Source organism: Pandoraea sp. PE-S2R-1, assembly GCF_002179865.1.
Lineage (GTDB): Bacteria > Pseudomonadota > Gammaproteobacteria > Burkholderiales > Burkholderiaceae > Pandoraea.
In genome coordinates, this window is the sequence record NZ_NGUR01000010.1 from 400,105 (window position 1) to 424,309 (window position 24,205).

Annotated in this window: 19 protein-coding genes and 1 other RNA gene; 12 read left to right on the forward strand and 8 right to left on the reverse strand. The window is 62.8% G+C overall.

Annotated features, from left to right (window positions below; all coding sequences use genetic code 11):
• Positions 1-44: 44 nt before the first annotated feature.
• The 3 genes from trmD to rpsP form a co-directional block, all read right to left on the reverse strand.
• Positions 45-815 carry a tRNA (guanosine(37)-N1)-methyltransferase TrmD gene (gene trmD, locus CDV44_RS12350; protein ID WP_087688283.1) on the reverse strand — a complete coding sequence of 257 codons (771 nt, stop codon included), beginning with the start codon at positions 813-815 and terminating at the stop codon, positions 45-47.
• Between the two features lie 61 nt (positions 816-876).
• A complete protein-coding gene (gene rimM, locus CDV44_RS12355) occupies positions 877-1,527 on the reverse strand; it encodes a ribosome maturation factor RimM (RefSeq protein WP_087688284.1) in 651 nt (216 codons plus the stop codon).
• A 127-nt stretch (positions 1,528-1,654) separates the two neighbouring features.
• Complete coding sequence (rpsP, locus tag CDV44_RS12360) at positions 1,655-1,906, reverse strand: 30S ribosomal protein S16 (RefSeq protein ID WP_058379480.1); 252 nt, start codon at positions 1,904-1,906, stop codon at positions 1,655-1,657.
• 390 nt (positions 1,907-2,296) lie between these two features.
• Here rpsP and CDV44_RS12365 point away from each other — a divergent pair, with 390 nt between their 5' ends.
• From CDV44_RS12365 to CDV44_RS12385, 5 genes are all read left to right on the forward strand, one after another.
• Entirely contained in the window at positions 2,297-3,373 is a 1,077-nt protein-coding gene (locus CDV44_RS12365; RefSeq protein ID WP_087688285.1) for a sorbosone dehydrogenase family protein, read from the forward strand.
• Between the two features lie 195 nt (positions 3,374-3,568).
• Positions 3,569-4,372 (forward strand): META and DUF4377 domain-containing protein, encoded by an 804-nt coding sequence (locus CDV44_RS12370; RefSeq protein WP_170935965.1) that lies wholly within the window; start codon positions 3,569-3,571, stop codon positions 4,370-4,372.
• A 9-nt stretch (positions 4,373-4,381) separates the two neighbouring features.
• Positions 4,382-4,831 (forward strand): hypothetical protein, encoded by a 450-nt coding sequence (locus tag CDV44_RS12375; protein WP_087688287.1) that lies wholly within the window; start codon positions 4,382-4,384, stop codon positions 4,829-4,831.
• A 27-nt stretch (positions 4,832-4,858) separates the two neighbouring features.
• On the forward strand, positions 4,859-5,800 hold the full coding sequence (locus CDV44_RS12380; protein ID WP_087688288.1) for a Rossmann-like and DUF2520 domain-containing protein: 942 nt from the start codon (positions 4,859-4,861) through the stop codon (positions 5,798-5,800).
• A 173-nt stretch (positions 5,801-5,973) separates the two neighbouring features.
• Positions 5,974-7,167, forward strand: coding sequence for a PA0069 family radical SAM protein (locus CDV44_RS12385; protein WP_249277518.1), 1,194 nt, complete (start codon positions 5,974-5,976; stop codon positions 7,165-7,167).
• A gap of 22 nt (positions 7,168-7,189) precedes the next feature.
• Here the strand turns inward: CDV44_RS12385 and CDV44_RS12390 are convergent, their stop codons facing one another.
• The gene (locus CDV44_RS12390) at positions 7,190-7,678 is read right to left on the reverse strand and encodes an Lrp/AsnC ligand binding domain-containing protein (protein ID WP_058379484.1); all 489 of its coding nucleotides are present in this window, start codon (positions 7,676-7,678) and stop codon (positions 7,190-7,192) included.
• A gap of 104 nt (positions 7,679-7,782) precedes the next feature.
• On the opposite strand from CDV44_RS12390, the gene CDV44_RS12395 reads away from it, so the two are divergent.
• Positions 7,783-9,069 carry a D-amino acid dehydrogenase gene (locus CDV44_RS12395; protein ID WP_087688289.1) on the forward strand — a complete coding sequence of 429 codons (1,287 nt, stop codon included), beginning with the start codon at positions 7,783-7,785 and terminating at the stop codon, positions 9,067-9,069.
• A 174-nt stretch (positions 9,070-9,243) separates the two neighbouring features.
• Complete coding sequence (gene ald / locus CDV44_RS12400) at positions 9,244-10,377, forward strand: alanine dehydrogenase (protein ID WP_087688290.1); 1,134 nt, start codon at positions 9,244-9,246, stop codon at positions 10,375-10,377.
• 191 nt (positions 10,378-10,568) lie between these two features.
• Here the strand turns inward: ald and CDV44_RS12405 are convergent, their stop codons facing one another.
• Both CDV44_RS12405 and CDV44_RS12410 read right to left on the reverse strand, forming a co-directional pair.
• Positions 10,569-13,703: an efflux RND transporter permease subunit gene (locus CDV44_RS12405; protein ID WP_087688291.1), complete on the reverse strand. Its 3,135-nt coding sequence runs from the start codon at positions 13,701-13,703 to the stop codon at positions 10,569-10,571.
• A gap of 3 nt (positions 13,704-13,706) precedes the next feature.
• Positions 13,707-14,963, reverse strand: a complete 1,257-nt coding sequence (locus CDV44_RS12410) for an efflux RND transporter periplasmic adaptor subunit (protein WP_087688292.1) — start codon at positions 14,961-14,963, stop codon at positions 13,707-13,709.
• Between the two features lie 535 nt (positions 14,964-15,498).
• Between CDV44_RS12410 and ubiG the strand changes: the two genes are divergently transcribed.
• The 4 genes from ubiG to ssrA all read left to right on the forward strand — a co-directional run bounded on the left by ubiG (position 15,499) and on the right by ssrA (position 21,474).
• The gene (gene ubiG / locus CDV44_RS12415; RefSeq protein WP_058379489.1) at positions 15,499-16,194 is read left to right on the forward strand and encodes a bifunctional 2-polyprenyl-6-hydroxyphenol methylase/3-demethylubiquinol 3-O-methyltransferase UbiG; all 696 of its coding nucleotides are present in this window, start codon (positions 15,499-15,501) and stop codon (positions 16,192-16,194) included.
• 1 nt (position 16,195) lies between these two features.
• Entirely contained in the window at positions 16,196-16,942 is a 747-nt protein-coding gene (locus CDV44_RS12420) for an HAD-IA family hydrolase (protein WP_087688293.1), read from the forward strand.
• A 123-nt stretch (positions 16,943-17,065) separates the two neighbouring features.
• Positions 17,066-21,085 (forward strand): DUF748 domain-containing protein, encoded by a 4,020-nt coding sequence (locus CDV44_RS12425; RefSeq protein ID WP_087688294.1) that lies wholly within the window; start codon positions 17,066-17,068, stop codon positions 21,083-21,085.
• A 30-nt stretch (positions 21,086-21,115) separates the two neighbouring features.
• Positions 21,116-21,474: a transfer-messenger RNA gene (gene ssrA / locus CDV44_RS12430) on the forward strand.
• An 83-nt stretch (positions 21,475-21,557) separates the two neighbouring features.
• On the opposite strand, the gene CDV44_RS27795 is transcribed toward ssrA, so the two are convergent.
• Positions 21,558-21,983: a hypothetical protein gene (locus CDV44_RS27795; RefSeq protein WP_141118724.1), complete on the reverse strand. Its 426-nt coding sequence runs from the start codon at positions 21,981-21,983 to the stop codon at positions 21,558-21,560.
• 355 nt (positions 21,984-22,338) lie between these two features.
• On the reverse strand, positions 22,339-22,938 hold the full coding sequence (locus CDV44_RS12440; RefSeq protein ID WP_087688741.1) for a LysE family translocator: 600 nt from the start codon (positions 22,936-22,938) through the stop codon (positions 22,339-22,341).
• A gap of 277 nt (positions 22,939-23,215) precedes the next feature.
• Here CDV44_RS12440 and CDV44_RS12445 point away from each other — a divergent pair, with 277 nt between their 5' ends.
• The gene (locus tag CDV44_RS12445; RefSeq protein ID WP_087688296.1) at positions 23,216-24,139 is read left to right on the forward strand and encodes a LysR substrate-binding domain-containing protein; all 924 of its coding nucleotides are present in this window, start codon (positions 23,216-23,218) and stop codon (positions 24,137-24,139) included.
• The last annotated feature ends 66 nt before the right edge of the window (positions 24,140-24,205 follow it).

Sequence of the window (24,205 nt, forward strand, 5' to 3'; positions counted from 1 at the left end):
GATGGGTTCAAACCGAATGCCGCCCCCATGGCGACACCCGTTGCCTACTTCGCCGACGAATCGGCGGCGAGGCTTGCCAGCCATGCCTCATCGGCACGACTGAGCAATCCGTTGGCACGCGCGCTCTCGATCATATCGGGGCGCTTGCGCCAGGTATTGGTCAACGCCTCGCGGCGCCGCCACTTCTCAATCTCGGCGTGGTGCCCGCCCAACAGGACGTCGGGCACGCGCACACCTTCGTATTCTTCAGGCCGCGTGTAGTGCGGGCAGTCGAGCAAGCCATTCACAAAACTGTCCTGCTCGGCCGATTGCGAATCGTTCAGTGCGCCCGGCAGCAGCCGGATTAGCGAATCCATCAGTGCCATCGCCGGCAGCTCACCGCCCGACAGCACGAAGTCGCCAACGCTGACCTCTTCATCCACCACACGATCGACCAGACGCTGATCGATGGCTTCGTAACGGCCGCACAACAAGATCAGACCCTGCTCCTGCTCGCGCAACTCGGTCACCCGGCGATGCGTGAGCGGCTTGCCTTGCGGCGACATCAACAGCACGCGTCCACGCGCCACACCGGCTTCGGTCTGCGCAGCTTTCGCCGCAGCGATCGCGTCTTCCAGCGGCTTGGCGAGCATGACCATGCCCGGCCCGCCACCGTACGGACGATCGTCGATCGTGCGATAGCTGTTGTGCGTGAAATCACGCGGATTCCAAAACCGCAGGTCGTAACGCGACTGCTTGAGTGCCCGGCTGGTAACGCCCCAGTCGGTCAGTGCCCGAAACATCTCGGGAAATAGCGTGACGACGTCAAACTGCATCAGGCCGGTTCCGTCCAGAGTTGCCCGGGTCAAAACGGCCCCGGGCGGTCATTCGGTCATCTCAGTAGTCGAGACCCCAATCGGCCACAATGCGCCCCGCCTCGGTATCGACGGTCTGCACATACTGGCCAACAAAGGGAATCAGGCGCTCGGCAGTTTTTGCCGGTTTGCCATCAGCCGCCGGCACGTCGTAGGCCACTCGCAACACGGTATGTACCCCGTTATCGAGCAAACCGACAACCTTGCCGAGCGATTCGTCCTGGAGATTCGTTACCTGAGCGCCAATAAGGTCGACCCAGTAAAACTCGTCTTCGTCTGCCGTCGGAAACGCACTGCGCGGCACCCACACCTGAAAGCCCTTGAGGGCTTCGGCGGAGGTACGGCTGTCGCTGCCGCGCAAGTGCGCTACAACAGTGCCGGAGTGTCCCCGGCTTTGCAGCACTTCGGCCGTGCGGAAGGTCGTATCACCGGGACGCTGGAGATACCAGTTGTCGGCGGTCAACAAACCTTCACCATCGCCCCCGTGCGGCTGCACCTTGATCCAGCCTTGAATCCCGTAAGCGTCGCCAATATAGCCAAGCTCGACAAGATCGTCGGGGACTTCGGTAGCAGGCGCGAGCACCTGCGCCGCGTCCGTGCCAGCGGCACTTCGCGCGTCAGCACCGATTTTCAGCGGTACCCGCGCACCTGCGGGTCGAACGGAACGAACCATGCCAATCCAACGTTAAGACGAACACACGGCGATGCCCGTCCCGAATCGCTCCGGAACAGGCATCGCCGTTCAATTCTTATGCCGCCAGAAAACCGACAGCAATGCGTACTGCTTGATCAGCAAAAGCTTAGGCAGCAGCCTTCGGAGCTTGCTTGATCAGGCGAGCCACGGTCGGCGACAGTTGTGCGCCAACGCCTTGCCAGTAGGTCAGACGGTCTTGAGCGATGCGCAGACCTTCCGTGCCTTCAGCGGCGACCGGGTTGTAAAAGCCAATACGTTCGATGAAACGGCCATCGCGACGATTACGCGAATCGGTAGCAACGATGTTGTAGAACGGGCGCTTCTTCGCGCCGCCGCGAGCCAGGCGGATAACGACCATAATAAATCCTTGAATCCAGAAGTGTTCGGACAGAAAACGCGTGATTATAGCGCAAAAACCTCGTCAAAACAAACACATCCCCGGGAACCGTCGAGAGCGGGCCGCGCGTCGCCCGTGTTGTGTTGCGCATTGGACACCGCCGAGGCGCCATGTTGCTGGTCTACAATGTGCGCATCCTGTGCGAGAAGCGAGTCCGGCATGCGACGATTTCCCGATGGATGGCAGCCCTCTTTGCGCCGGCAACGGCCTGTGAAGACCGCCCCGACACCCACCTTATCGACCTTACCCATCTTATTCGCCCGGCCCACCATATTCGCCCGGCGCATCAGACTCAGCCAGTTCCCCCGGTTCGCGCAGCACCTCCTTTACCTGCTGGCCGGCCTGCTGGCGATGACACCGGCCTTCGCCAAGGCGCGCGACGCCCTCCCCATCGAACAACTTGTCCTGCCTCCGGGTTTCTATGTCGAAGTCCTGTCCGATCAGGTGCCCGGTGCACGCGGCATGGTACTCGGCCCCAAAGGCACGTTGTTTGTCGGCAGCCGTGGCGAAGGTAATGTCTACGCGATCACCCTCGACCCATCGCGCGCCTATGCGGCCAAAGTGCGAACCGTGGCGTCGGGCCTGAACATGCCGGTCGGCGTCGCCATGCGCGATGGTGCGCTATATATATCAGCGGTCTCGCGCATCCTGCGGATCGACAACATCGAAGATCGCCTCGACAACCCCGGCCAGCCTGCCGTCGTCTACGCCAAACTCCCGTCCGAAACCCACCATGGCTGGCGCTACATTGCCTTCGGCCCGGACCAGCGCCTGTATGTTGGCGTCGGCGCACCATGCAACGTCTGCAAACGCGATGAAAGCCGGTACGCCATGATCGGCAGCATGCGGCCCGACGGCAGCGACTGGCGCGTTGTCGCGCGAGGCGTGCGCAACACGGTCGGCTTCGACTGGCAACCGGGCACGAATACGTTGTGGTTCACCGACAACGGCCGCGACATGATGGGCGATGATGTTCCCGACGACAAACTCAACCGCCTTACGCGCGCCGGCGAGCATTTCGGCTTCCCCTACTGCCACGCCGGCAACGTCGCCGATCCGGAGTTCGGTCGCGAGAAATCGTGCTCAACATTCACACCGCCCATGGCCAAGCTCGGCGCGCACGTCGCGGCACTCGGCATGCGCTTCTATACAGGCAAGCAGTTCCCGGAAGACTATCGCGGCAATATTTTCATCGCGGAGCATGGCTCCTGGAACCGGTCGCGCAAAGTCGGCTACCGCGTCATGCGGGTCGTGCTCGATGCCAAAAGCAACGTCGTGAAGCAGGAAGTTTTCGCGCAGGGCTGGCTCGGTGCCGACGAGTCTGTCTGGGGCCGCCCGGTTGACCTGCTGACGCTCCCCGATGGCTCACTGCTCATCAGCGATGATCATGCAGGCGCCATCTATCGCATTACGTACCGCAAACCGTAAGGGGCCGCGATGACGCATCAACATCGTTTGACGCTCACACCCAGTCAACGCTTCCCGGTCAGGGAAGGAACTGACCTCGGCCACTATCTGTCAACATCCCATGGTATTCACGGCACCGCCCGGGCGTTTCACCCCGTGCCCCGCGCGACGCTTGCGCCGTCCCTGCCCTCTCCCTCACTCCGCCCATTCAAAATCATGACCCAACGCCTACCCTCCTCATTTGCCTCATATCTCGCCATGTTGCTCGTGCCCGCCGCGATGTTGGCCGGCTGTGCCGCCCCCTCAGGCGGCGGCGCCACCCCTCCGACGACCGGTGACAGCAACGTGACGGCAGCCGCGACAACACCGGCCGATATCCTCGGCACTTGGCAGTTGGTCCGTTGGGAAGGCGCCAATGACATTCCGAGCTTGCCGGAAGGCCGCGTGATCAATCTCACGTTCAACGACAAGGGCGCGTTCTCCGGCACCGGCGGATGCAATCGTATTTTCGGCCAGTACACGGTCGGCCCAGCTAACGGACAGGTGAGCCTGAAAGCGCCGGCAGCGACCCGCATGGCTTGCCCGGACTCGATGGCGTTTGAAGACCGCTATCTCAAGACGCTGCCGCGCGTCGCGCGCTTCGAGCGCCGCGACACCCAACTGATTCTAAGTGCGCCGGGCGGCGAGACGCTGACGTATGCATCGCAGACCTTGCTCAATCGCCCGGTTGCCGGGGCCACTGGCGCGTCCAAGACGGAAGATCGCGTGCTCGATGTCGACTCGCAAATGGCAGACTGTGTTGGCGTTGGGCCGCGCAAATGCCTTCGTGTGCGCACGGCCGACGATTCCGGCAAAGCCCCGTGGGAACTCTGGTACGCGCACATCGATGGCTTCGACTGGAAGCCCGGCGTAGAATACCGCGTGAAAATTCACGGCGAGCCTGTCGACAATCCGCCCGCCGACGCTTCGAGCATGCGCTGGACGCTGGTCGAAGTCATTCGTCAAACGCCCACCCGATAACCGTCCCTGATGAGCGCTCTCACCTATAAATCCAAAACCCTGACCGCCGGCCTGGCGATGCTGTTCGGCACGCTCGGTCTGCACCGCTTCTATCTGTATGGCCTGCGCGACCCGTTTGGCTGGGCGCACATCGTGGGCTCGGCCTGCGGCGTGGCGGGGTGGGGTTTGTTGGTGACGAGCGATCTCGGTTCCACCGCAGGCTGGGTGCTGACGATTCTGGGGGCTATCTCCCTGTTCTCGGCGTTTCTCTCGGCCATCGTCTACGGGCTTCGTCCTGACGAGCGCTGGGACCAGCAGTTCAACCCGGGGGCGACGATCCGTTCGCGCTCGGGCTGGACTGCGGTCATCATCGTGAGCGTGTCGCTCTTCGTTGGCGCCATGCTCATGATGGTAGGTTTCGCTGTCGCGTTTCAGACGTACTTCGAGACGCACGACACGCCCAACCGCCTGTCGCAGTAACCGCATCCGCTTCGGCGCGTCAGCACGATGAACTCCTCCCCCCCGAATGATCGACGGCCAACGCTGGGCTTCATCGGCGCTGGCCGCGTCGCGAAAGCCCTGTCGACCGCGGCGGCGCGTGCGGGATATGAAGTGACCGCTGTCGCCAGCCGCAACCCCGGCACCGCACAAGCCCTCGCGGCCCAATTTCCGCAGTGCAACGCTATCGCCGTCGACGACGCGCGTGGTGTGAATGCTGTTTTCGATCACGCTGACCTCGTTTTCCTGACGGTGCCCGACGACGCGCTTGCGTCCTGCGCAGCGACGCTCTCGCCTGCCGACAACCAAGCCCTCGTTCATTGCAGCGGCGCCTCGGAAGTCGAGTTGCTGCGGCCCGCAGCGAAGCACGGCGCGCATATCGGCGGCTTCCATCCGCTGTTCCTTTTTGCCGGGCTCGCCGACGACGCCACGCGCATGGCCGGCAGCGCCATCACCGTCGAAGCCGACCCCGCACTCGCGACGACCCTGCGTGTGCTGGCCAGCGCCATCGGCTGCCGCCCGCTGGAAATTCCGGCCGGGGAACGCATGCGATATCACGCAGGCGCCAACTACGCGGCGAGCTTCCTGCTCTGTCTGCTGGAAGAAGCGACGGAACTCTGGCGGGCTATCGGCATGCCCGAGAACGATGCCAAAGAGGCAATGTGGCCGCTCGTCATGGGCACCCTCAATGCCGCGCGTGAGCGTGGGCTTTCGGGGGCACTTGCAGGCCCTGTCTCGCGCGGCGATGCCGGCATCGTGACGCGCCACACAGAGGCGCTCGCCAGCATGGGCGGCAATCACGCCACGCTGTACTCGTTGCTGACGCTTCGTGCGATTCGGCTGGCGCGGCAGCGCCCCAACGCGGACGACGCCGCGCTCGACGCCATCGCCCGCGCCATCGCCCCCTACGTGCCGCCGGTCTCGCCGGTCGCCCCCAAAGACACGCCGTAGGCCTATCCATCTGGCCCACGCCTGCGCCCAGTCGACCATTAGCGCCCCGCCCCATCCGCAGTTAGTCATCTTCGTCCCTCCGCCAAATACTGTATAAAAACACAGTATAATGACAAGCATTCCCTATGGATTCCCGTCAACAGGAATCCGGACTGCAAGCAAGGAGACTGGCCATGGCTTCTTCATTCGCGCCGCCCCCGGCCCGCCGAGGCCGAGGCGCTGTCGCCAACCTGGAATCGCGCTTTTCCGAGTTCCGGAGAGAAGCGGACGAGACCCGCCATGAATCGGACATGGCCCATGAAACCGAGGTCAAGTTCGTTACGCAGGTCGCGCTGGAAACGGCCCGTACGATCATCTCGCGGAACACTTCGTCCGACATCCCCTTCGACCGCTCCATCAACCCGTATCGTGGCTGCGAGCACGGCTGCACCTACTGTTTCGCGCGGCCGACTCATGCCTATCTCGGACTCTCGCCGGGCCTCGACTTCGAAACGCGCCTGTATGCCAAGACCAACGCCGCCGAGCGGCTTGACGCCGAATTGCGCAAGCGGGGTTATCAACCGGCGTTGCTGGCGCTCGGTGCGAACACCGACCCGTATCAGCCGATTGAGCGCGAGTACCGGATTACGCGCAGCGTGCTTGAAGTGCTGGAGCGTTTCGGCCATCCGGTCGGCATTACGACGAAATCGGCGCTGGTGACGCGCGACATCGACATCCTGTCGCGCATGGCGCAACGCGGGCTCGCGCGCGTATTCATTTCAGTGGGAACGCTCGACGCAGACATCGCCCGCAAGATGGAGCCGCGGGCCAACACGCCACCGAAACGCATCGAAGCGATTCACAAGCTCACGCAGGCCGGCATCCCGACCGGGGTCATCGTCGCGCCGATCGTGCCGGCGCTCACCGATTTCGACATCGAGCGGGTATTGACGACGGCCGCCGAGGCCGGGGCCACTTACGCCGGATACACCATGCTGCGTTTGCCGCGCGAGGTGCATGACGTCTTCGTCGAATGGCTGGAGGTGAACTATCCGATGCGCGCCGGCCACGTGATGAGCCTGATCGAGCAGGTCCGTGACGGCAAACACAACAGCGCGGAGTTCGGCACGCGAATGCGCGGGACCGGGCTGCATGCCGAACTCATCCGGCAGCGCTTTCTTCTGGCCGCCCGTAAGCTCGGGCTCAATCAGGCGCGCCCGCCGCTTCGCAACGACCACTTCAAGGTGCCTGAACTTCCTGAGCCGCACGGTGCCGCTGACGGCACCGCCCAAGGCACCGCGATGAGACGAGGTCGGCCACGGCAAACCGACCCCGCGACGGCCGACACCCCAAACGGGACCGTCAACCCGCAAATGCCGCTTTTTTAAGCCACCGTACCGCTCACGCTTTTCACTCTTCGACGTTAACCGTGAGCGTCTCTTTGATTTCTTCCATTACGACGTAACTCTTCGACTGCACGGCGCCCGGCAATTGCAGCAGGATGTCGCCGAGCAATTTCCGGTATTCGGACATTTCACGAATGCGCGCCTTGATCAGATAGTCGAAGTCACCCGAGATGAGATGACACTCCATGACCTCGGGAATACGCAGCACTTCGCGACGAAACTGATCGAACATGTTCCCCGATTTGTGATCGAGCGTGATCTCGACGAAGACCAGCAGCGCCGCGCCCAGCGCCGCCGGATTCACGCGCGCGAAGTAGCCCATGATCACGCCGTCGCGCTCCATGCGTTTCACCCGCTCGATGCATGGCGTGATCGACAGCCCCACCTGCTCCGACAGGTCTTTCATCGACATTCGACCGTCTTGCTGAAGCAACGTGAGGATGCGCCGGTCAAGCCGGTCCAGCGTCCGAATCGATTGCTGCTGCATTCGCATGATTTTTTCCTGTATTCAACCGATATTCATTAACTAAACCTAGCTATCCGAGAATAGCATGCCATTAATTACTGCATAACTACGGATTTACAGGAGTCCACGCAATGAAGGTCATCGTTCTCGGCAGCGGCGTCATCGGCGTTACCAGCGCCTACTACCTGGCAAAGGCCGGGCACGACGTCACGGTGCTTGATCGTCAGGTTGGCCCTGCGCTCGAGACCAGCTTCGGCAACGCCGGCCAGATTTCGCCGGGCTACGCCTCGCCCTGGGCTGCCCCGGGCATCCCGACCAAGGCCATCAAGTGGCTGTTCCAGAAGCACGCCCCGTTGGCGATTCGTCCGGACGGCTCGCTCTCGCAGTTGAAGTGGCTCTATCAGATGCTGCGCAACTGCACGCCGGAGCGTTACACCGTCAACAAGGAACGCATGGTGCGCATTGCGGAATACAGCCGCGATTGCTTCCGTGCCCTGCGCGCCGAGACGGGTATCGCCTATGAAGGCCGTCAAGCCGGCACGCTGCAACTGTTCCGTACCGACGAGCAACTCGCCAACGCCGCACGTGACATCGCCGTGCTGGAAGAAGCCGGCGTGCCGTTCGAACTGCTCGACCGCACGGCCCTCGCCAGCGCCGAACCGGCCTTGGCTGCCGTCGCGCACAAGCTCACGGGCGGTCTGCGCCTGCCGAATGACGAGACCGGCGATTGCCAGCTCTTCACGACGCGTCTGGCCGCGATGGCCGAAGCGCTCGGCGTGAAATTCCGCTACGACATGCCGATCGACGGCCTGCACGTGGTCGGCGACAAGATCGAAGGTGTGGTGTGCGCCGGCATGATGCAACGCGCCGACGCCTACGTGGTGGCACTGGGCTCCTACTCGACGCCGTTCCTGCGTGGCATCGTCGACATTCCGGTCTATCCGCTCAAGGGCTATTCGATCACTGTGCCGATCGTCGATGCGGAACGCGCACCGGTTTCGACCGTGCTCGACGAAACCTACAAGATCGCCGTCACGCGTTTCGACGATCGCATTCGTGTCGGCGGCATGGCCGAAGTCGTGGGCTACAACAAGGCACTGAACCCGGCACGCCGCGCCACGCTCGAAATGGTCGTCAACGATCTGTATCCGGGCGCGGGCAACACGGCGGAAGCGTCGTTCTGGACCGGCCTGCGTCCGATGACGCCGGACGGCACGCCGATTGTCGGCGCTACTGCGCTGCGCAATCTGTTCTTGAATACGGGGCATGGCACGCTGGGCTGGACGATGTCGTGTGGCTCCGGCCAGTTGCTGGCCGACCTGATGTCGGGCCGCCGGCCGGCCATTTTGTCCGACGATCTGTCGGTGGCGCGCTACAGTGGCGCGCCGGAAGCGCAGGCCCAACCGGCCTTCGCCTGATGCATCGAACGGCACCTTCGGGTGCCGTTTTTGTTTAGGGGGCTCACATGGATCGCAAGCGTGCGACCGATGCGGGCCATGCGATGAGACGCGACACCTCGATACCGCGCCCGCCCCGCCTGATGACTGGTTCGATAGCGTTTTTTGCCGTCACATCACAACAGGAGACACATCATGAAGATCGGCGTACCGAAGGAGATCAAGAACCACGAATACCGCGTAGGCATGACGCCCGCAGCCGTACGCGAAGTCGTGGCACGCGGGCACGAGGTATGGATCGAGACGCAGGCCGGTGCAGGCATCGGCATGGACGATACGGTCTACGCTGCGGCGGGTGCACGCATTGCCGCTAATGCCGTCGACGTCTTCGACCGTGCCGAGTTGATCGTCAAGGTCAAAGAGCCGCAGGCCGTTGAGCGTGCGCGTCTGCGCCCTCATCACACGCTATTCACGTATCTGCATCTCGCGCCTGACCCGGACCAGACCCGCGACCTCATCAAGAGCGGTGCCACGTGCATCGCCTACGAGACGGTGACCTCGGCCACTGGCGGGCTGCCGCTGCTCGCCCCGATGTCCGAAGTCGCCGGCCGCATGTCGATCCAGGCCGGGGCGACGGCGCTCGAAAAAACGCACGGCGGCCTTGGTCTGCTGCTCTCGGGGGTGCCCGGGGTGGAAGCGGGCAAGGTCGTGATTCTCGGGGGCGGCGTCGTCGGCACCAATGCCGCGACGGTGGCGATCGGCATCGGTGCGCAGGTCACCGTCATCGACAAGTCGGTGGATGCGTTGCGACGGATCAGCGCCCAGTTCGGCGGACGTGTGCAGACGGTCTACTCGACGCAGCACGCCATCGAGCAACATCTGCGCGAGGCGGACCTCGTGATCGGCGGCGTGTTGATCCCCGGTGCGGCGGCACCGAAGCTGATCACTCGGGCGATGCTCGGGCTCATGCGCAAGGGGTCGGTCATCGTGGACGTGGCGATCGATCAGGGTGGCTGTTGCGAGACATCGCATCCGACCACGCACGCCGATCCTGTCTATATCGTGGAAGGCGTCGTGCACTACTGCGTGGCGAATATGCCGGGCGGCGTGCCGCGCACCTCGACGTTTGCGTTGAACAACGTGACGCTGCCGTTCATCCTGCAACTGGCCGAGCATGGCGCCGTGGCGGCGATGCGCGCCGACCCGCATCTGCTCGCGGGTCTGAATGTCGCACGCGGCATGGTGACGAATCGGGGTGTCGCCGAGGCGCTCGGGCTGACCTATCACGATCCGCACGCCGTATTGGCCAACCTGCCGGCGGCGGCTTAAGCGGCAAAGCGGCACGGCGGTGCATGGGGTACCGCCCCCCGTCAAACCGCACCGCCTAAAGTGTCGACGACTCAAGGGTCCGGATAGCATTGTCTGGACCCGCCTTCCACCTTCCACCTTCCACCTTCCGCCCTCCCCGCTCCACCGCTCCACCACTACACCCTCTACGCCTTTACCCAGCGCCTATTTCCTCACAGCGCCCTACCCGCGCGCTTCGCCTCCCGCCGACGCCGATACCACTGACTCGCCCTATCAAGGTAGAGGTACACGACCGGCGTGGTGAAGAGCGTCAGCGCCTGCGAGAGCAGCAGACCACCGACCATCGCGTATCCCAGCGGACGCCGCAATTCCGAGCCCGCCCCGCTCCCCAGCATCAACGGCAAGCCCGCGAGCAACGCGCACATCGTCGTCATCATGATCGGCCGAAAGCGCAGCAGGCACGCCTGATAGATCGACTCCTCGGGCGAGAGCCCCTGCTCGCGCTCTGCCGTCAGCGCGAAGTCGACCATCATGATCCCGTTCTTCTTGACGATCCCGATCAGCAGAATGATGCCGATCAGCGCAATCACGCTCAGATCGTGTCCGCCGATCATCAGGATCAGCAGCGCGCCCACACCTGCCGATGGCAACGTGGAGAGAATGGTGAGCGGATGGATATAGCTCTCGTAGAGCAACCCAAGCACGATGTACACCGCAATCAATGCCGCCAGAATCAGGTAAGGCTGCGTCGCGAGCGAATCGCGAAACGCCTGCGCCGTGCCTTGAAAGGTGCCGTTCAGCGAGAGTGGCAGATTCATCTCGGCCTGCGTGGTTCGAATCGCATCGACCGCCTCGCCCAACGACACCCCCGGCGCGAGATTGAACGAGAGCGTCACTGCCGGAAACTGGCTCTGGTGACTGATCAGCAGGTAATTGGTCTTGCTGCGGTCCACGGAGACGAACGTCGAGAGCGGCACCCGCTGGCCCGTGATCGGCGACGTGAGATAGAGCTTGTCGAGCAACGACGGATCGGACTGCAATGCCGGCGTGACTTCCATGATCACGTGATAGCTGTTGATCTGCGTAAAGTACTGCGCGATCTGGCGCTGCCCGATGGCGTCGTATAGCGTCGACTCGATGACCGCAGGCGAAATACCGAAACTCGACGCCCGGTCGCGGTCGATGGTCAGTGTCGCCGTGGGCGCGTTGCTCTGCTGGTCGGTCGCGAGATCCGTGAGCTGCGGTAGCTTCCGCAAACGCTCCAGCAAGCGCGGCGCCCACACGTTGAGCTCATTGATGTCTGCATCGGTCAACGTGTACTGATACTGCGTGCGCGCGAGACGGCCACCGACATTGATGTCCTGCCCGGCTTGCAAGAACAGGTTGATACCTTCGAGTTGCGCAAGTTTGGGGCGCAACCGTGCGATCACCTGATCGGCCGAGAGTGTTCGTCCAGCCGACTTCGGCTTGAGGTTGATGTAGAAATTTGCCGTGTTCGCGGTGTTATTGCCGGTATTGGCCACAAAACTCAGCACGGCCGGATCTTGCCGCACCACATCGGCCACCTTGACCACGCGCTCGCTCATCAGCTTGAACGACGTGTCCTGCGACGATTCCGCAAAACCGAACACGAAGCCAGTGTCCTGTTGCGGGAAGAAGCCCTTCGGGATCACGACGTAGAGCAACGCTGTGAGTGCCACCGTGGCAATGAAAACCAGCAACGTCACGAACTGGTGTTCAAGCACGATATGCAGTCCGTGCCGGTAGCCATCCTGCATGCGCGAGAAGCCAGTCTCGAACCAGCGATACAGTCGGCCATGCTGCACGTTCGACGCGTCGCGCAAAAATCGCGAACAGAGCATCGGCGTGAGCGTGAGCGAGACGATCACCGAGATCGCGATGGTCAGCGTCACCGTGATCGCAAATTCCCGGAACAAGCGGCCGACGATACCGCCCATCAACAGCAACGGAATGAATACCGCCACCAGCGACACCGAAATCGACACGATCGTGAAGCCGATTTCGGCGGCCCCGCGATAGGCCGCCTCCATCGGGGCCATGCCGTCCTCGACGTGGCGGTAGATGTTCTCGAGCATCACGATGGCATCGTCCACGACAAAGCCGACCGAGATCGTCAGCGCCATGAGCGACAAGTTGTCGAGACTGAACCCGATCGCGTACATCACGGCAGCCGTCCCCATCATCGCGAGCGGAACGGTCACGGCAGGAATGAGCGTCGCGGGCAGATTTCGCAGGAACAGGAAGATCACCAGCACGACGAGCACACCGGTCAACACCAGCGTGAACTCCACGTCCTCGACCGATGCCCGGATGGTCTGCGTGCGGTCGGTGAGCACGTTGACCTCCACCGCCGGGGGAATCGACGCCTGCAAGCGCGGCAACGCCGCCTTGATGCGCTCGACCGTGGCAATCACGTTCGCGCCCGGCTGTTTGGTCACGGCGAGAAACACCGAGCGCCCGCTCTTGAGCGGTTCACTCTCCGGCATGGCCGCGCCGCGATACGCCCAGCCGGCAAATCGAGCGTTTTCCGGACCAGCCACGGCCTGCCCCAAGTCACGCACACGCACCGGCGCCCCGCCACGGTACGCAACGATTACGTCGTTCCATCGCACCGGATCGAGCAACTGGCCGTTGTCGTAGACCGTCACACTCTGACGAGGTCCGTCGAAACTGCCTTTGGGTGTGTTGACAGTCGCACTCGCGAGCGCGCCGCGCACCGTTTCGAGATCGAGTCCCAGCGCCGCAACTTTGTCGGGGTCGAGTTGCACGCGAATCGCAGGCTTCTGCGTGCCCCCGATGTTCACTAGCCCGACACCATCGATCTGTGAAATCTGCTGCGCCAGAATGTTATCGGCGTAGTCGTTCACTACCGTGAGCGGCAAGGTGTCCGACTTGACCGCCATCAGCATGATCGGCGAATCGGCCGGGTTGACCTTGCGATAGGTTGGCGGACTCGGCAGATTGTTCGGCAACTGGCCGCCGGCTGCGTTGATGGCCGCCTGCACGTCCACGGCTGCCGCGTCGATATTGCGGTTCAGATCAAACTGCAACGTGATCGACGTGGTACCCAGCGCACTGGTCGACGTCATCTGCGTGAGGCCCGCGATCAGCGAGAACTGCCGCTCCAGCGGCGTGGCCACATTCGACGCCATGGTCGACGGATCGGCACCGGGCAACGTGACGGAGACCTGAATGGTCGGAAAATCGACCTGCGGGAGCGGCGCGACTGGCAACAGCGGCCACGCGGCAACACCCACGAGAAAGAGCGCCGCCGCCAGCAGCGACGTGCCGATGGGACGTTTGATGAAGGCGGCGGAGATGGACATGGGTTATCGGGCTGCCGCTGCACTGGCTGAACTTGCCGCGCTTGCGCCACTCGCCGTGCCTGCCCCAGCCCCCGTAGTGGCACTGCGCGCTTCCACCACCGACACGCCGGGACGCAACTTGAGCTGCCCCTCGACCACCACCCGCGCGCCCGGTGCCAGACCGCTTTCGATGATGGCCCGGCTGCCCTGCGTCATGCCGACCTTGACCGGTTGTACGGCGGCACGCCCATCGCCCCCCACCACGTACACGAAGGTGCCGTTCGGCCCGTTCTGGATCACCGACGCATCGAGTGCGATGGCCTGCGTGATGACGCCAAGCGTCAGGCGTGCATTGACATATTGGCCGGGCCAAAGGCGGTGATCGGCATTGGCGAAAGTCGCCTTCAACTGCACCGTGCCGCTCGTGTTGTCGATCTGGTTGTTGATCAGGGTGAGCTTGCCCGAGGCCAGCATCTCGCTGCCCGTGCGCGGAAATACGTCGACCGCCAGCCCCTGACTGCCGGCGGCTTGCATGGCGGCATTCACCCGTCCGACCGCCTCTTCCGGCAGCGTGAACAGCACGGTGATCGGGTCGATCTGATTGACGATGACAATGCCGTTCGCGTCTGCCGCGTGCACGATGTTGCCCACATCGACCAGCCTCACGCCGGTTCGCCCGGTGACTGGCGAACGAATCGTCGTGTAGTCGAGTTGCACGGCAGCGAAGTCGATTTGCGCCTGATCGGTCATCACGGCGGCTTCGAGTTGCTTGACGAGCGCCGCCTGCGTGTCGGCCTGCTGTTGCGGCGACGCGCCTTGAGCGGCCAGTGTCTGGTAGCGCTTGAGATCGACGCGGGCGTTGACGAGTTGTGCCACGTCGCGTGCCTTGGTCGCGCGTGCCTGTTCCAACTGCGCGCGGTACGGACGCGGATCGATCTGCACGAGCAGGTCGCCGGCTTTCACGTCCTGCCCTTCGTTGAAGGCGATGCGCTCGATCTGGCCGTCCACCCGCACGCGCACCGTCACCGACGTGGTGGCTTGCACCGTGCCGATGCCTAAAACGTAGCGCGGCAGATCACGTGCCGACGCGATGGTCGTGATTACCGCCACCGGTGCCGGTGGCGGCGCCGCGGGCGGCTTGCGGTTGGCGAACCAGCGCCAGATCAGCAGCGCGACGATTACCAGCAGCAATAGCGCCAACCAGCGCCAACGGTGGGATCTTCGAGGGGATTCCGGTGGCAAAGCGGCGTCGGCGCTATCTCGTGCCGAGGATTGCGTCATGGCGCCTCCCTGGGGAGTCCGATCCAAAACGGCCGGGTATTTGCCGCCATACGGGGTGGATGCGGTGCGGACGCGGGACCAACCCACTGCCCGTTCCACAACCCCGGCGGCAAACACGAATCGTCCCCGACCACTCCAAGGGACGTGCCCCCGAGTGTGTCGTATCTGCCCGGGGCTCGCAGTCCGCATTTTCCCTGCCCGGACTGGCTTGCCATGCGGCTGCCACGTGCCGGACAGCGTGACGCCATGGTGCCGTCATCCACCTCGCGCGGTGACCGATGACCTGTCAAAACGCCTGTTTGAGTCCGGCCAAGGTGGTGACCCGATGCCCTCCGGGCGTTATTCCCGCCCCATCGGTGACGCGCGGCTGGCACGCCGCAAACTCACGCCAGGCCTTGCGCTTTGGACATGGGCGCACTCACTTCGTTATACTTGCCCCATCTCGACGGCGCCCGCCGGTCCCTGCCCGGTCGACGGGCACGCGCCGCCGCCCGGCATCCTGCCTGCGCAAGCCGTCAATGTCTGTGACCAATCGATGAACGCCGACCCCCAAGAAATCAGCAAATTCAGTGAGCTGGCCCACCGCTGGTGGGATCCGCACAGCGAATTCAAGCCGTTGCACGAAATCAACCCGCTACGTCTGGACTGGATCGAACAACACGTGCCGTTGCAAGGCAAACGTGTGCTCGACGTCGGTTGCGGCGGCGGCATTCTGACCGAATCGATGGCGCGTCAGGGCGCTCGCGTCAAAGGGATCGATCTCTCGACGAAAGCCCTTGGCGTGGCCGATCTGCACAGCCTCGAAGCCGGCCTGCCGATCGAGTACGAAGAAATTGCCGTCGAAGCCCTGGCCGCGCGCGAGCCGGGCACCTACGACGTAGTGACCTGCATGGAAATGCTCGAACACGTGCCGTCGCCGGCCTCGATCGTGGCGGCCTGCGCCACGCTCGTCAAACCGGGCGGTCATGTGTTCTTCTCCACGCTCAATCGGAATCCGAAGGCATGGCTGCTGGCCGTGGTCGGTGCGGAATACGTGTTGCGCATGTTGCCGCGCGGCACGCACGACTACGCCAAGTTCATCCGCCCGTCAGAACTCGCGTCGTTCACCCGGACGAACGGCTTGACCGTGCGCGATCTGCGCGGGTTGACGTATAACCCGATCAACAAGCGCTACGCGATCAATCGCGATACCGACGTCAACTACATGGTCGCGTGCACGCGCGATGCCTGATATGTTCGAGCCCCCTGTGCCTAACGTCTCCGCCGCCAATACCGCCAATGCCGACGTCAACGACGGCACACTGCCCCTGCTGAGTGGCGATGTGCGCGCCGTACTGTTCGATCTTGATGGCACGCTCGCCGACACGGCACCGGACCTCGTCGCCGCCGTCAACAAGGTCCGCACCGACCGCGGCTTGCCGCCCGGCCCCTACGAAACACTGCGTCTGCAAGCGTCGCATGGGGCACGCGGTCTGATCGGCAGCGCTTTCGGCGTAACGCCGGACGACGCGGCGTTCCCGGCCCTGCGCGACGCCTTCCTCGCCAATTACGAAGCAGCCCTGTGCGTGCAAAGCCGTCTGTTCGATGGCGTGCCCGAGTTGCTCGCAGCATTGACCGAGCACGGCGTGCCATGGGGCATCGTGACGAACAAGGCAGCATGGCTGACCAATCCGCTCGTCAAGCTGATCGGGCTTAGCGAAGGTGCCGCCTGTGTCGTATCGGGCGATACCACCCCGCATAGCAAACCGCATCCGGCACCGCTGCTCTACGCGGCAGAGTGCATCGGCATTTCGCCGGCACATATCGTGTACGTCGGCGACGATCTGCGCGATGTGCAGGCAGGCAAGGCGGCTGGCATGGCAACCATTGCAGCGGCCTATGGTTATTGCGGTGACACTCTCGCGCCTGCCCAATGGCAGGCCGACGCTGTCGTCGAACGCGCGGGCGCGATCGCCCCGCTGGTGATGTCCCGAGCCTGATCGGCCGCAGGGGCGTCACCTTCCGGAGCAGGGCCGCTGGCGCAGCGGGCCCGCTCCGGGTCTATTCCGCCGCGCACAACGGTGGCGCGGCGAGTGCTTCACTGGCTACTTACGGGAGACCGCATGGCCGAGCAAGCGAACGATCGCAAACCTTCTCCGGATATCCCCCCGGGCAATTCCCGCCTGCAACAGGGACTCGCGCGCGCTCAGGCGCTCGGCCGCGATCCCGTGGTGCGCCGGCGCGCACGCAAGACAGGTCTCTGGACCGTTGGCGTGCTGGCCGTCTTTGGCGTCGTGGGCTACTTCACGGTACCGGCGGTGCTCAAGCATTACGCCATCGAAAAGCTCTCCACCTATCTCGAACGGCCGGTGAGCGTGGGTGACGTGAGTTTCAATCCGTACACGCTGCGTCTCGACCTCCATCAGGTGCACATCGGCGACAAAGCGCCGGGGCAGCCTTTCGTTGACGTTGGCATGCTGCGCGTGAATGCGTCGTGGGGCTCGTTGTTCCGGTTCGCCCCCGTCGTCGACGAACTCTACGTAGATACGCCCGTCGTCAACATCGTGCGCACGGCGCCGCAACGCTTCAACTTCTCGGACATCATCGACAAAGCCACGTCCGGGCCGCCCTCGCCGGAGCCGTCCAAACCGACGCGCTTCGCGCTGAACAACGTGCAGATCAAGAACGGCTCCATCCGTTTCGACGACACGGTGCAAAACGAGAAGCACGTTGTCGACAATCTGCAAGTGGGCGTGCCGTTCATCGCGAACCTGCCGGCAGACACCGACATCTTCGTGCAGCCGCTGCTCAAGGCGTCGATCGACGGCGCACCGCTCAACATCACGGGCCAGACGAAGCCTTTTGCCGACTCGCTCGAATCGACGGTCGACATCAAGCTCGACCGCCTCGACGTGCCCAAGTACCTCGGCTATTCGCCGGTCTCGGTGCCCGCGCAGATCAAGAGTGCGGCCGTGAGCACCGATCTGAAGCTGCGCTTCACGCGCGACAAGGACGGCAGCAACCATGTGACGCTGACCGGCACGGCCACGCTGGCGGATGCCGTCGTCCACGAGCCGGACGGCTCACCGATGGTGGCTGTCAAGCAAGTCGACGTGAAGCTCGGCAAGGTCGAGCCGCTGAATAACGTCTATCACATCGACAGCGTCCGGATCGACGGCCTCGATCAGCAAGTGACGATGGAGAAAAACGGCACGCTGAATGTGACCAAGGCGCTGCTGCCGCAGCGCACGGTCATCAAAGCCGTTGGCAAGGCAGTCGGCGAAGCGGCAGCGTCGCCGCAAGCGAATGAAGCGGCCAAATCGGCCCCGAAGGTCGCCGCCGAACAGACGGCTCAGGCGGCCACGCCGGCGTCGGCTGCCGAAGCGGCGCAGGCCAAGGCCGCCGCTGCGGCGCAACCGAGCCCCCTCGACCTGATCGTGGGCGAAGTCGCGGTGGTCAACAGCAAGGTCCGCTTCACCGATGAGCGCGGGGCGAAGCCTGCGAGTATCGCGCTAGAGAACATTCAGATCGGTGTGAAGCAGTTTTCGACACTGGGCAAGGAACCCGCGACCTACGACGCGTCGATGGGTGTGCAAAGTGGCGGTACGTTGAAGGCACAGGGTCAGTTCAGTCTGCCGGCGTACAACGCCAGCGGCGATCTCGATGCCGAGTCGATTGCCCTCACCCCGCTGCTGCCGTTTGCACAGGGTGCACTGGCGGGCGATCTGAAGAGCGGCACGGTCGGCGTGCAGGCGAAGTTCAGCGCCGCATTCGCGCCGGACAAACAGCCGAACGTTCAGATTTCGCCCGCCACGGCCACGCTCGACAAGATCGAATGGCTCACCGGCATCAAGGGTGACGCGCCGCTCAAACTCGCCCACGCACAGGCGAAGCTCTCGCGCTTCGATCTCGGTGCGCAGCAGGCAGTGCTCGACGAGTTGACGGTCACGGGGCTGGATGTGGCGGCACGTCGCGACAAGGACGGAAAGATCAACCTGCTCGCGCTGACCGGTAACGGTCAACCAAAGACGGCCGCTGCGGCGGGTGGCGTGGGTAGCGGGGGCAGCGATATCAATACGCGCGTAGGCACCGAACGGGGTCGCCGTACGTCGGCCAAGGCGCCTGCCAAAGCCGCGCAGGCCGGTGGATGGCAGTGGCAGGTCGGCAAGGTCTCGATCGAGAACGCGAGCATCGGGCTGGAAGACCGGGCCGTCAAGGGGCGTCCGATCAACGCGAAGCTGGCACCGCTCAATGTGCGCGTGCAAGGCGCCTCGCAGGACATGGGCAAGCCCCTGCAACTTGAGGTCAACGGCACGCTGAACAAGAAGGGTTCGCTGAACGTCACCGGCAACATCACGCCGCAACCGCTCGCTGGCGACCTTCAGGTCAAGACGCAGCAACTCGATCTGGCAGCATTCGACTCGTATCTCAGCGACGAACTGAATGCGAGCATCGCCAGCGCCCTGCTGTCGAGCAACGGCCGCGCCACGTTCGCGATGAAGGGCGACACGCCGCAAGCCACCTACCGAGGCGACGCTACGCTGGGCAACGTTCGCCTGTTGGACAAGGTGACGGCCGACGACTTCATGCGCTGGAACGCGCTGTCGGTGCAGCAGATCAACATGGCGGTCGGTAGCGGCAAGCCCAACGTGCAGTTGGGCAGCATCGCGTTGTCGCGCTTTTATGCACGGCTGATCATCAACCCCAACGGGCGGCTGAATCTGGCCGATGTGGTCGGCAACAAGGAAACGGCACCACGCTCGCTGACGCGTGCGAATGGCGGTGTGCCGCTCGACGGCAGTTCTGCGAGCGCTGCCGCGGCCAATCCTCCGCTCGATGCTGCCGCCTCGGCGGTGGAAGCCGGTCAGCCGACCGAAGCCGAGAAAAAGGAGCAAAAGCCGGGCGAGACTACTGCTGAACGCGGCCCGGGTTACGGCACCGGCAAGGCGTTGCCGGCGGATGTGCACATCGGCCGGATTACGCTGCAAGGCGGCAACATCAACTTCACCGACAACTTCGTCAAACCGAACTACACGGCCAATTTGACGGATATCGGCGGACGCATCGGGGCCTTCGGCACGGCGACGACGGAGCCTGCGGACGTGGCGTTGCAGGGCAAGGTCAACCGCAATTCGCCGATCGACATTTCGGGCAAGATCAATCCGCTGGCGCCGATGGCGTTTGTGGATGTGAGCGCGAAGGCTGACGGTATCGAGCTGACCAATCTCACGCCGTACTCGACCAAGTACGCGGGTTACCCGATCGAGAAAGGCAAGCTCACGGTGGACGTGCATTACTCGCTCGATCAGGCCAAGCTCACGGCGAACAATCACATCTTCATCGACCAGTTGACGTTCGGTGACCGCGTTGAGAGCCCGACGGCGACCAACCTGCCGGTACGTCTGGCGGTCTCGTTGCTGAAGAATTCGCGCGGTGAGATTGACGTGAACATTCCGATTTCCGGCTCACTCGAAGATCCGCAGTTCAGCTTGGGCGGCGTGATTTTCCGGGCGTTCGTGAACCTGATTGTCAAAGCGGCGACGGCACCGTTCAGCCTGTTGGCCTCGGCGTTTGGCGGCGGCGATGAAGAACTGGGTTACGTGGAGTTTGCACCCGGCAGCGCACGGCTTACGCCGGAAGACGAGAAGCGTCTCGATACGTTAGTGAAGGCGCTGAAAGACCGTCCTTCGCTCAAGCTCGACATTGTGGGCCGCGTCGATCCGGCGAAAGATACCGATGGCCTGCGCGAAGTGGCGGTTGATCGTGCAATCAAGGCGCAGAAGGTCAAGTCGATGGTCGGCCGCGGCGAGAGTATCGACGTGGACAGCGTGAAGGTGACGCCTGAGGAGCGCAGCAAGTATCTGACGGCGGCCTACAAGGCGGCGGACTTTTCGAAGCCACGCAACATGATCGGCTTTGCGAAGTCCTTGCCCGACGACGAGATGGAAAAGCTCATGGAGACGAACATCAAGGTGGGCGATGACGATCTGAGAGCGCTGGCCGAGCGGCGTGCGCAGCAGGTACGCACCTGGCTGGACGGCAAGATCGAGTCGGAGCGGTTGTTCGTGGTGGCCCCGAAGCTCAATGCGGAGGGCATCAAGGACAAGGGTGCGACGACACGGGTTGACTTCGCACTCAAGTAGGGCATTTGTGTCATAATCCGTTTTACCACTGGGGCCGACATGGTTTCGACGTGGGTAGCGAAGCGATTCAGGGCATACCGAGGACCCGTCACCTCGTTAATCAATGGGAAAATTAGTAACTGCAAACGATAACTCGTACGCACTGGCTGCCTAAGGGCGCCTGCCTCGCACTAGCTCTCTGACGGGTTAGGGTAGCAATACCTCGCGAGGTCATTTACGTCAGATAATCTCCGGTGGTGCCATGGCGCCGGGGCCTAAAATTAAATGGATCGCTGTTGCGTAGCGTGTTCGTCCGCGACAAAACAGTTAAATCAAATGACTGAACTAAGTATGTAGAACTGGTCGTAGAGTACTTGCGGACGCGGGTTCGATCCCCGCCGGCTCCACCAAAACATAGCGTATCGACGACAACGAAAGATGCGCTGATCGATTGAAAAACGGACCTTCGGGTCCGTTTTTCATTTCTGCACCGCTATCCCTGATACCGCACAACAAACAACGTCGCGGCCACCAACGCCGGACAGACCGTCAGCAACGTGCCAATGATCCAGCGCGTTTGCGACATCATCATCTGACTCATTGTCGTGAATCCGGCGTGCATCTCCGAACGGACGGCTTTGAACTCGGTGTGCATCTCGGAGCGCAGTGATTGAAGACCGGTATGCATTTCCGTTCGAACTGCCTTGAATTCGGCATGCATCTCCGTACGCACCGCTTTGAACTCAACGTGCATTTCATTTCGCACAGCCTTGAATTCAACGTGCATCTCACTGCGCAGCGCGCCGACCTGTTCATGCAATTCGACGCGCAAAGCGCCAGTCTCTCGTTGAAGATCGGTCTTCGTGCATAACGTCGGCAGCACTGCGTCGATGTGTGTAACGCGTTTCGCTAAGGTCATGGGTGCTTTACCTCTCGGTGCGGCGCCTGCGCCCGAATCGTCGCGTAGTGACGTGCGGAAAGGGGCAACGGAGAGTTTACGGAGTGTTCCCAACATAATTTCGGCTCGGGCCGGTCCGGCCTTCGCTCGCCTCGACATTCAGATACGGTGAAATCAACCCGTCAGTCGCGAAACAAAGGCCTTTGCAGCACATTCGCCCACACGCTTACTGACGGCATTCCGTTACCGTATCGCAGAAAGTCACAGCGTTGCAGGTGCGTAGCTCTCGCCAAACCCTCCCCTTCCAAGCACCTGCCCGGCAGTCACCCTGCTTTTCGTCATGGAAACAAAAACGGCCGCGACGCCCTACACCGCATCAATCCACGAGAATCGGGTATAGCGAAACAACGAGTAGCGCCGCAGCCACACCGTTGAAGATGCGAACCGAACGGGCGTCTGTCAGCACGCGGCGCATGGCCGTGCCAAACCCTGCCCAAAGGCCGATGCAAGGGGCACCCAGAACGCCGTAGATAGACGCCAGCAGCAACACGTCCAGCAGATTCGAGCCGTTGGGCAAATACGTGCTGATCGCCCCCACGGCCATCACCCAGGCTTTAGGATTGACCCACTGGAAGGCTGCGGCGCCGAGAAATCCCATTGGCCGCGCCCGCTCGCGACGCTCATCGTCCATTGGCCCCGAGCGCGCCAGATGCCACGCCAGCCACAGCAAATAGGCCGCGCCGACAAACTTCAATACCGTGTGAATGACGGGGAATTTGATGAATACGGAATGCAAGCCGGTGCCGGTGAGGAACACCATCAAAGCGAATCCGCAAGCGATACCCGCCAGATGCGGCAACGTGCGCAGAAAGCCATAATTCAGGCCCGACGCAAGCACCATCATGTTGTTGGGTCCGGGCGTCACCAGCGTGATCACCGCGAAAGCGCAGAAGGCCAGCAGTTGTTCAGTCGTCATGTTCGAATACGGGTTGTCGCTTTGCTGCGAGGCATGTCGGGCCAGAATGCCAGCCCGAGGACCACGGTGAGACAGCATAGGCAGTGCATCCGCGCGAATCCCGGTACAGTTCGCCAAAATCGAACAGGCCTGTACCGCCCGCCAACCATGACAGTTCGTCCCACTCACACAGATCCCGCAGTGTCATGCGAAAATCGACGCCATCCGAAGCCCATTAAAAGCCCGTCCGAAGCGCGCGAATGTCAGGTGTGCGCCGACCGATGGAAGACGCCTAGCCATGCCGCCTCGCCTGCCCCCGCTCTCCGCGCTGCGTTTGTTCGAAGCTGCCGGACGGCACCAAAGCTTCAAGCGCGCCGCCGCCGAACTGCACCTCACCCCCAGCGCTGTGAGCCATGGCATCGTCGGGCTGGAGCAGACGCTGGGCATCGCTCTCTTCACGCGCTCACCGCAAGGGCTCTCGCTCACGCCTGAAGGTGTCGACTATCTCGCCTACGTGACCGAGGCGTTCTCGCTGCTCATGACCGGCACCCGTCGTCTCCCCACTCGCGACTCGACACGTGCCATCGCCCTCACCTGCGCACCCACGCTCGCTTCGCGCTGGCTGCTACCGCGCCTGTCACGCTTTACCCAACGCATGCCCAATGTCGACGTGACACTGGACACCTCGCGCCGGCAGGTCGGTTTTCCGACCGATGGATTCGATTTCGCCATCCGTCTGTCGCGCGCCCCCGTCGCCAGCGACACGTGGCACCGGCTCTTCGGCGAACAGTTTGTGCCCGTATGCAGTCCGGCCTATCACGCCGCCCACGCGGATGCGCACGGCAAGATCGACCTGCAAGCCATTACGCGCATCCACGTGAGCAGTGCCAGCGAAGACTGGCAAGGCTGGATCGAAGGGGCGGGGGTAGAAGACTTCGACGCGCGCGGCGGTCTGAGCTTCGACAGCATTCAAATGGCCTTCGATGCAGCCATCATCGGGCTCGGTGTGGTGATCGGCCGCCGCCCGCTGGTCGACGAATATCTCGCGAACGGCGCGCTGATGCCGGCACACGACATCACCACCACGTCACAGGGCGCCTACTGGCTAATCTGCGCGGACGATATCGAACCCCATCCGGCATGTACCGCCTTCCGCGACTGGGTCATCGAAGAAGCTGCTCACGCTTTGTACTCACCCGAAATATCGCACCAAGTGAATTAAATTCACTCGCAATATTGCATTACTCCTTTGCCATACGGAGCTTCCGTTGCGAAACTTCGGTGAGGA

Coding starts and splice junctions, on each gene's coding strand:
- trmD (WP_087688283.1), bottom strand. CDS start 815: ATGCAGTTTGACGTCGTCACGCTATTTCCCGAGATGTTTCGGGCACTG.
- rimM (WP_087688284.1), bottom strand. CDS start 1,527: ATGGTTCGTTCCGTTCGACCCGCAGGTGCGCGGGTACCGCTGAAAATC.
- rpsP (WP_058379480.1), bottom strand. CDS start 1,906: ATGGTCGTTATCCGCCTGGCTCGCGGCGGCGCGAAGAAGCGCCCGTTC.
- CDV44_RS12365 (WP_087688285.1), top strand. CDS start 2,297: ATGACACCGGCCTTCGCCAAGGCGCGCGACGCCCTCCCCATCGAACAA.
- CDV44_RS12370 (WP_170935965.1), top strand. CDS start 3,569: ATGACCCAACGCCTACCCTCCTCATTTGCCTCATATCTCGCCATGTTG.
- CDV44_RS12375 (WP_087688287.1), top strand. CDS start 4,382: ATGAGCGCTCTCACCTATAAATCCAAAACCCTGACCGCCGGCCTGGCG.
- CDV44_RS12380 (WP_087688288.1), top strand. CDS start 4,859: ATGAACTCCTCCCCCCCGAATGATCGACGGCCAACGCTGGGCTTCATC.
- CDV44_RS12385 (WP_249277518.1), top strand. CDS start 5,974: ATGGCTTCTTCATTCGCGCCGCCCCCGGCCCGCCGAGGCCGAGGCGCT.
- CDV44_RS12390 (WP_058379484.1), bottom strand. CDS start 7,678: ATGCGAATGCAGCAGCAATCGATTCGGACGCTGGACCGGCTTGACCGG.
- CDV44_RS12395 (WP_087688289.1), top strand. CDS start 7,783: ATGAAGGTCATCGTTCTCGGCAGCGGCGTCATCGGCGTTACCAGCGCC.
- ald (WP_087688290.1), top strand. CDS start 9,244: ATGAAGATCGGCGTACCGAAGGAGATCAAGAACCACGAATACCGCGTA.
- CDV44_RS12405 (WP_087688291.1), bottom strand. CDS start 13,703: ATGTCCATCTCCGCCGCCTTCATCAAACGTCCCATCGGCACGTCGCTG.
- CDV44_RS12410 (WP_087688292.1), bottom strand. CDS start 14,963: ATGACGCAATCCTCGGCACGAGATAGCGCCGACGCCGCTTTGCCACCG.
- ubiG (WP_058379489.1), top strand. CDS start 15,499: ATGAACGCCGACCCCCAAGAAATCAGCAAATTCAGTGAGCTGGCCCAC.
- CDV44_RS12420 (WP_087688293.1), top strand. CDS start 16,196: ATGTTCGAGCCCCCTGTGCCTAACGTCTCCGCCGCCAATACCGCCAAT.
- CDV44_RS12425 (WP_087688294.1), top strand. CDS start 17,066: ATGGCCGAGCAAGCGAACGATCGCAAACCTTCTCCGGATATCCCCCCG.
- CDV44_RS27795 (WP_141118724.1), bottom strand. CDS start 21,983: ATGACCTTAGCGAAACGCGTTACACACATCGACGCAGTGCTGCCGACG.
- CDV44_RS12440 (WP_087688741.1), bottom strand. CDS start 22,938: ATGACGACTGAACAACTGCTGGCCTTCTGCGCTTTCGCGGTGATCACG.
- CDV44_RS12445 (WP_087688296.1), top strand. CDS start 23,216: ATGCCGCCTCGCCTGCCCCCGCTCTCCGCGCTGCGTTTGTTCGAAGCT.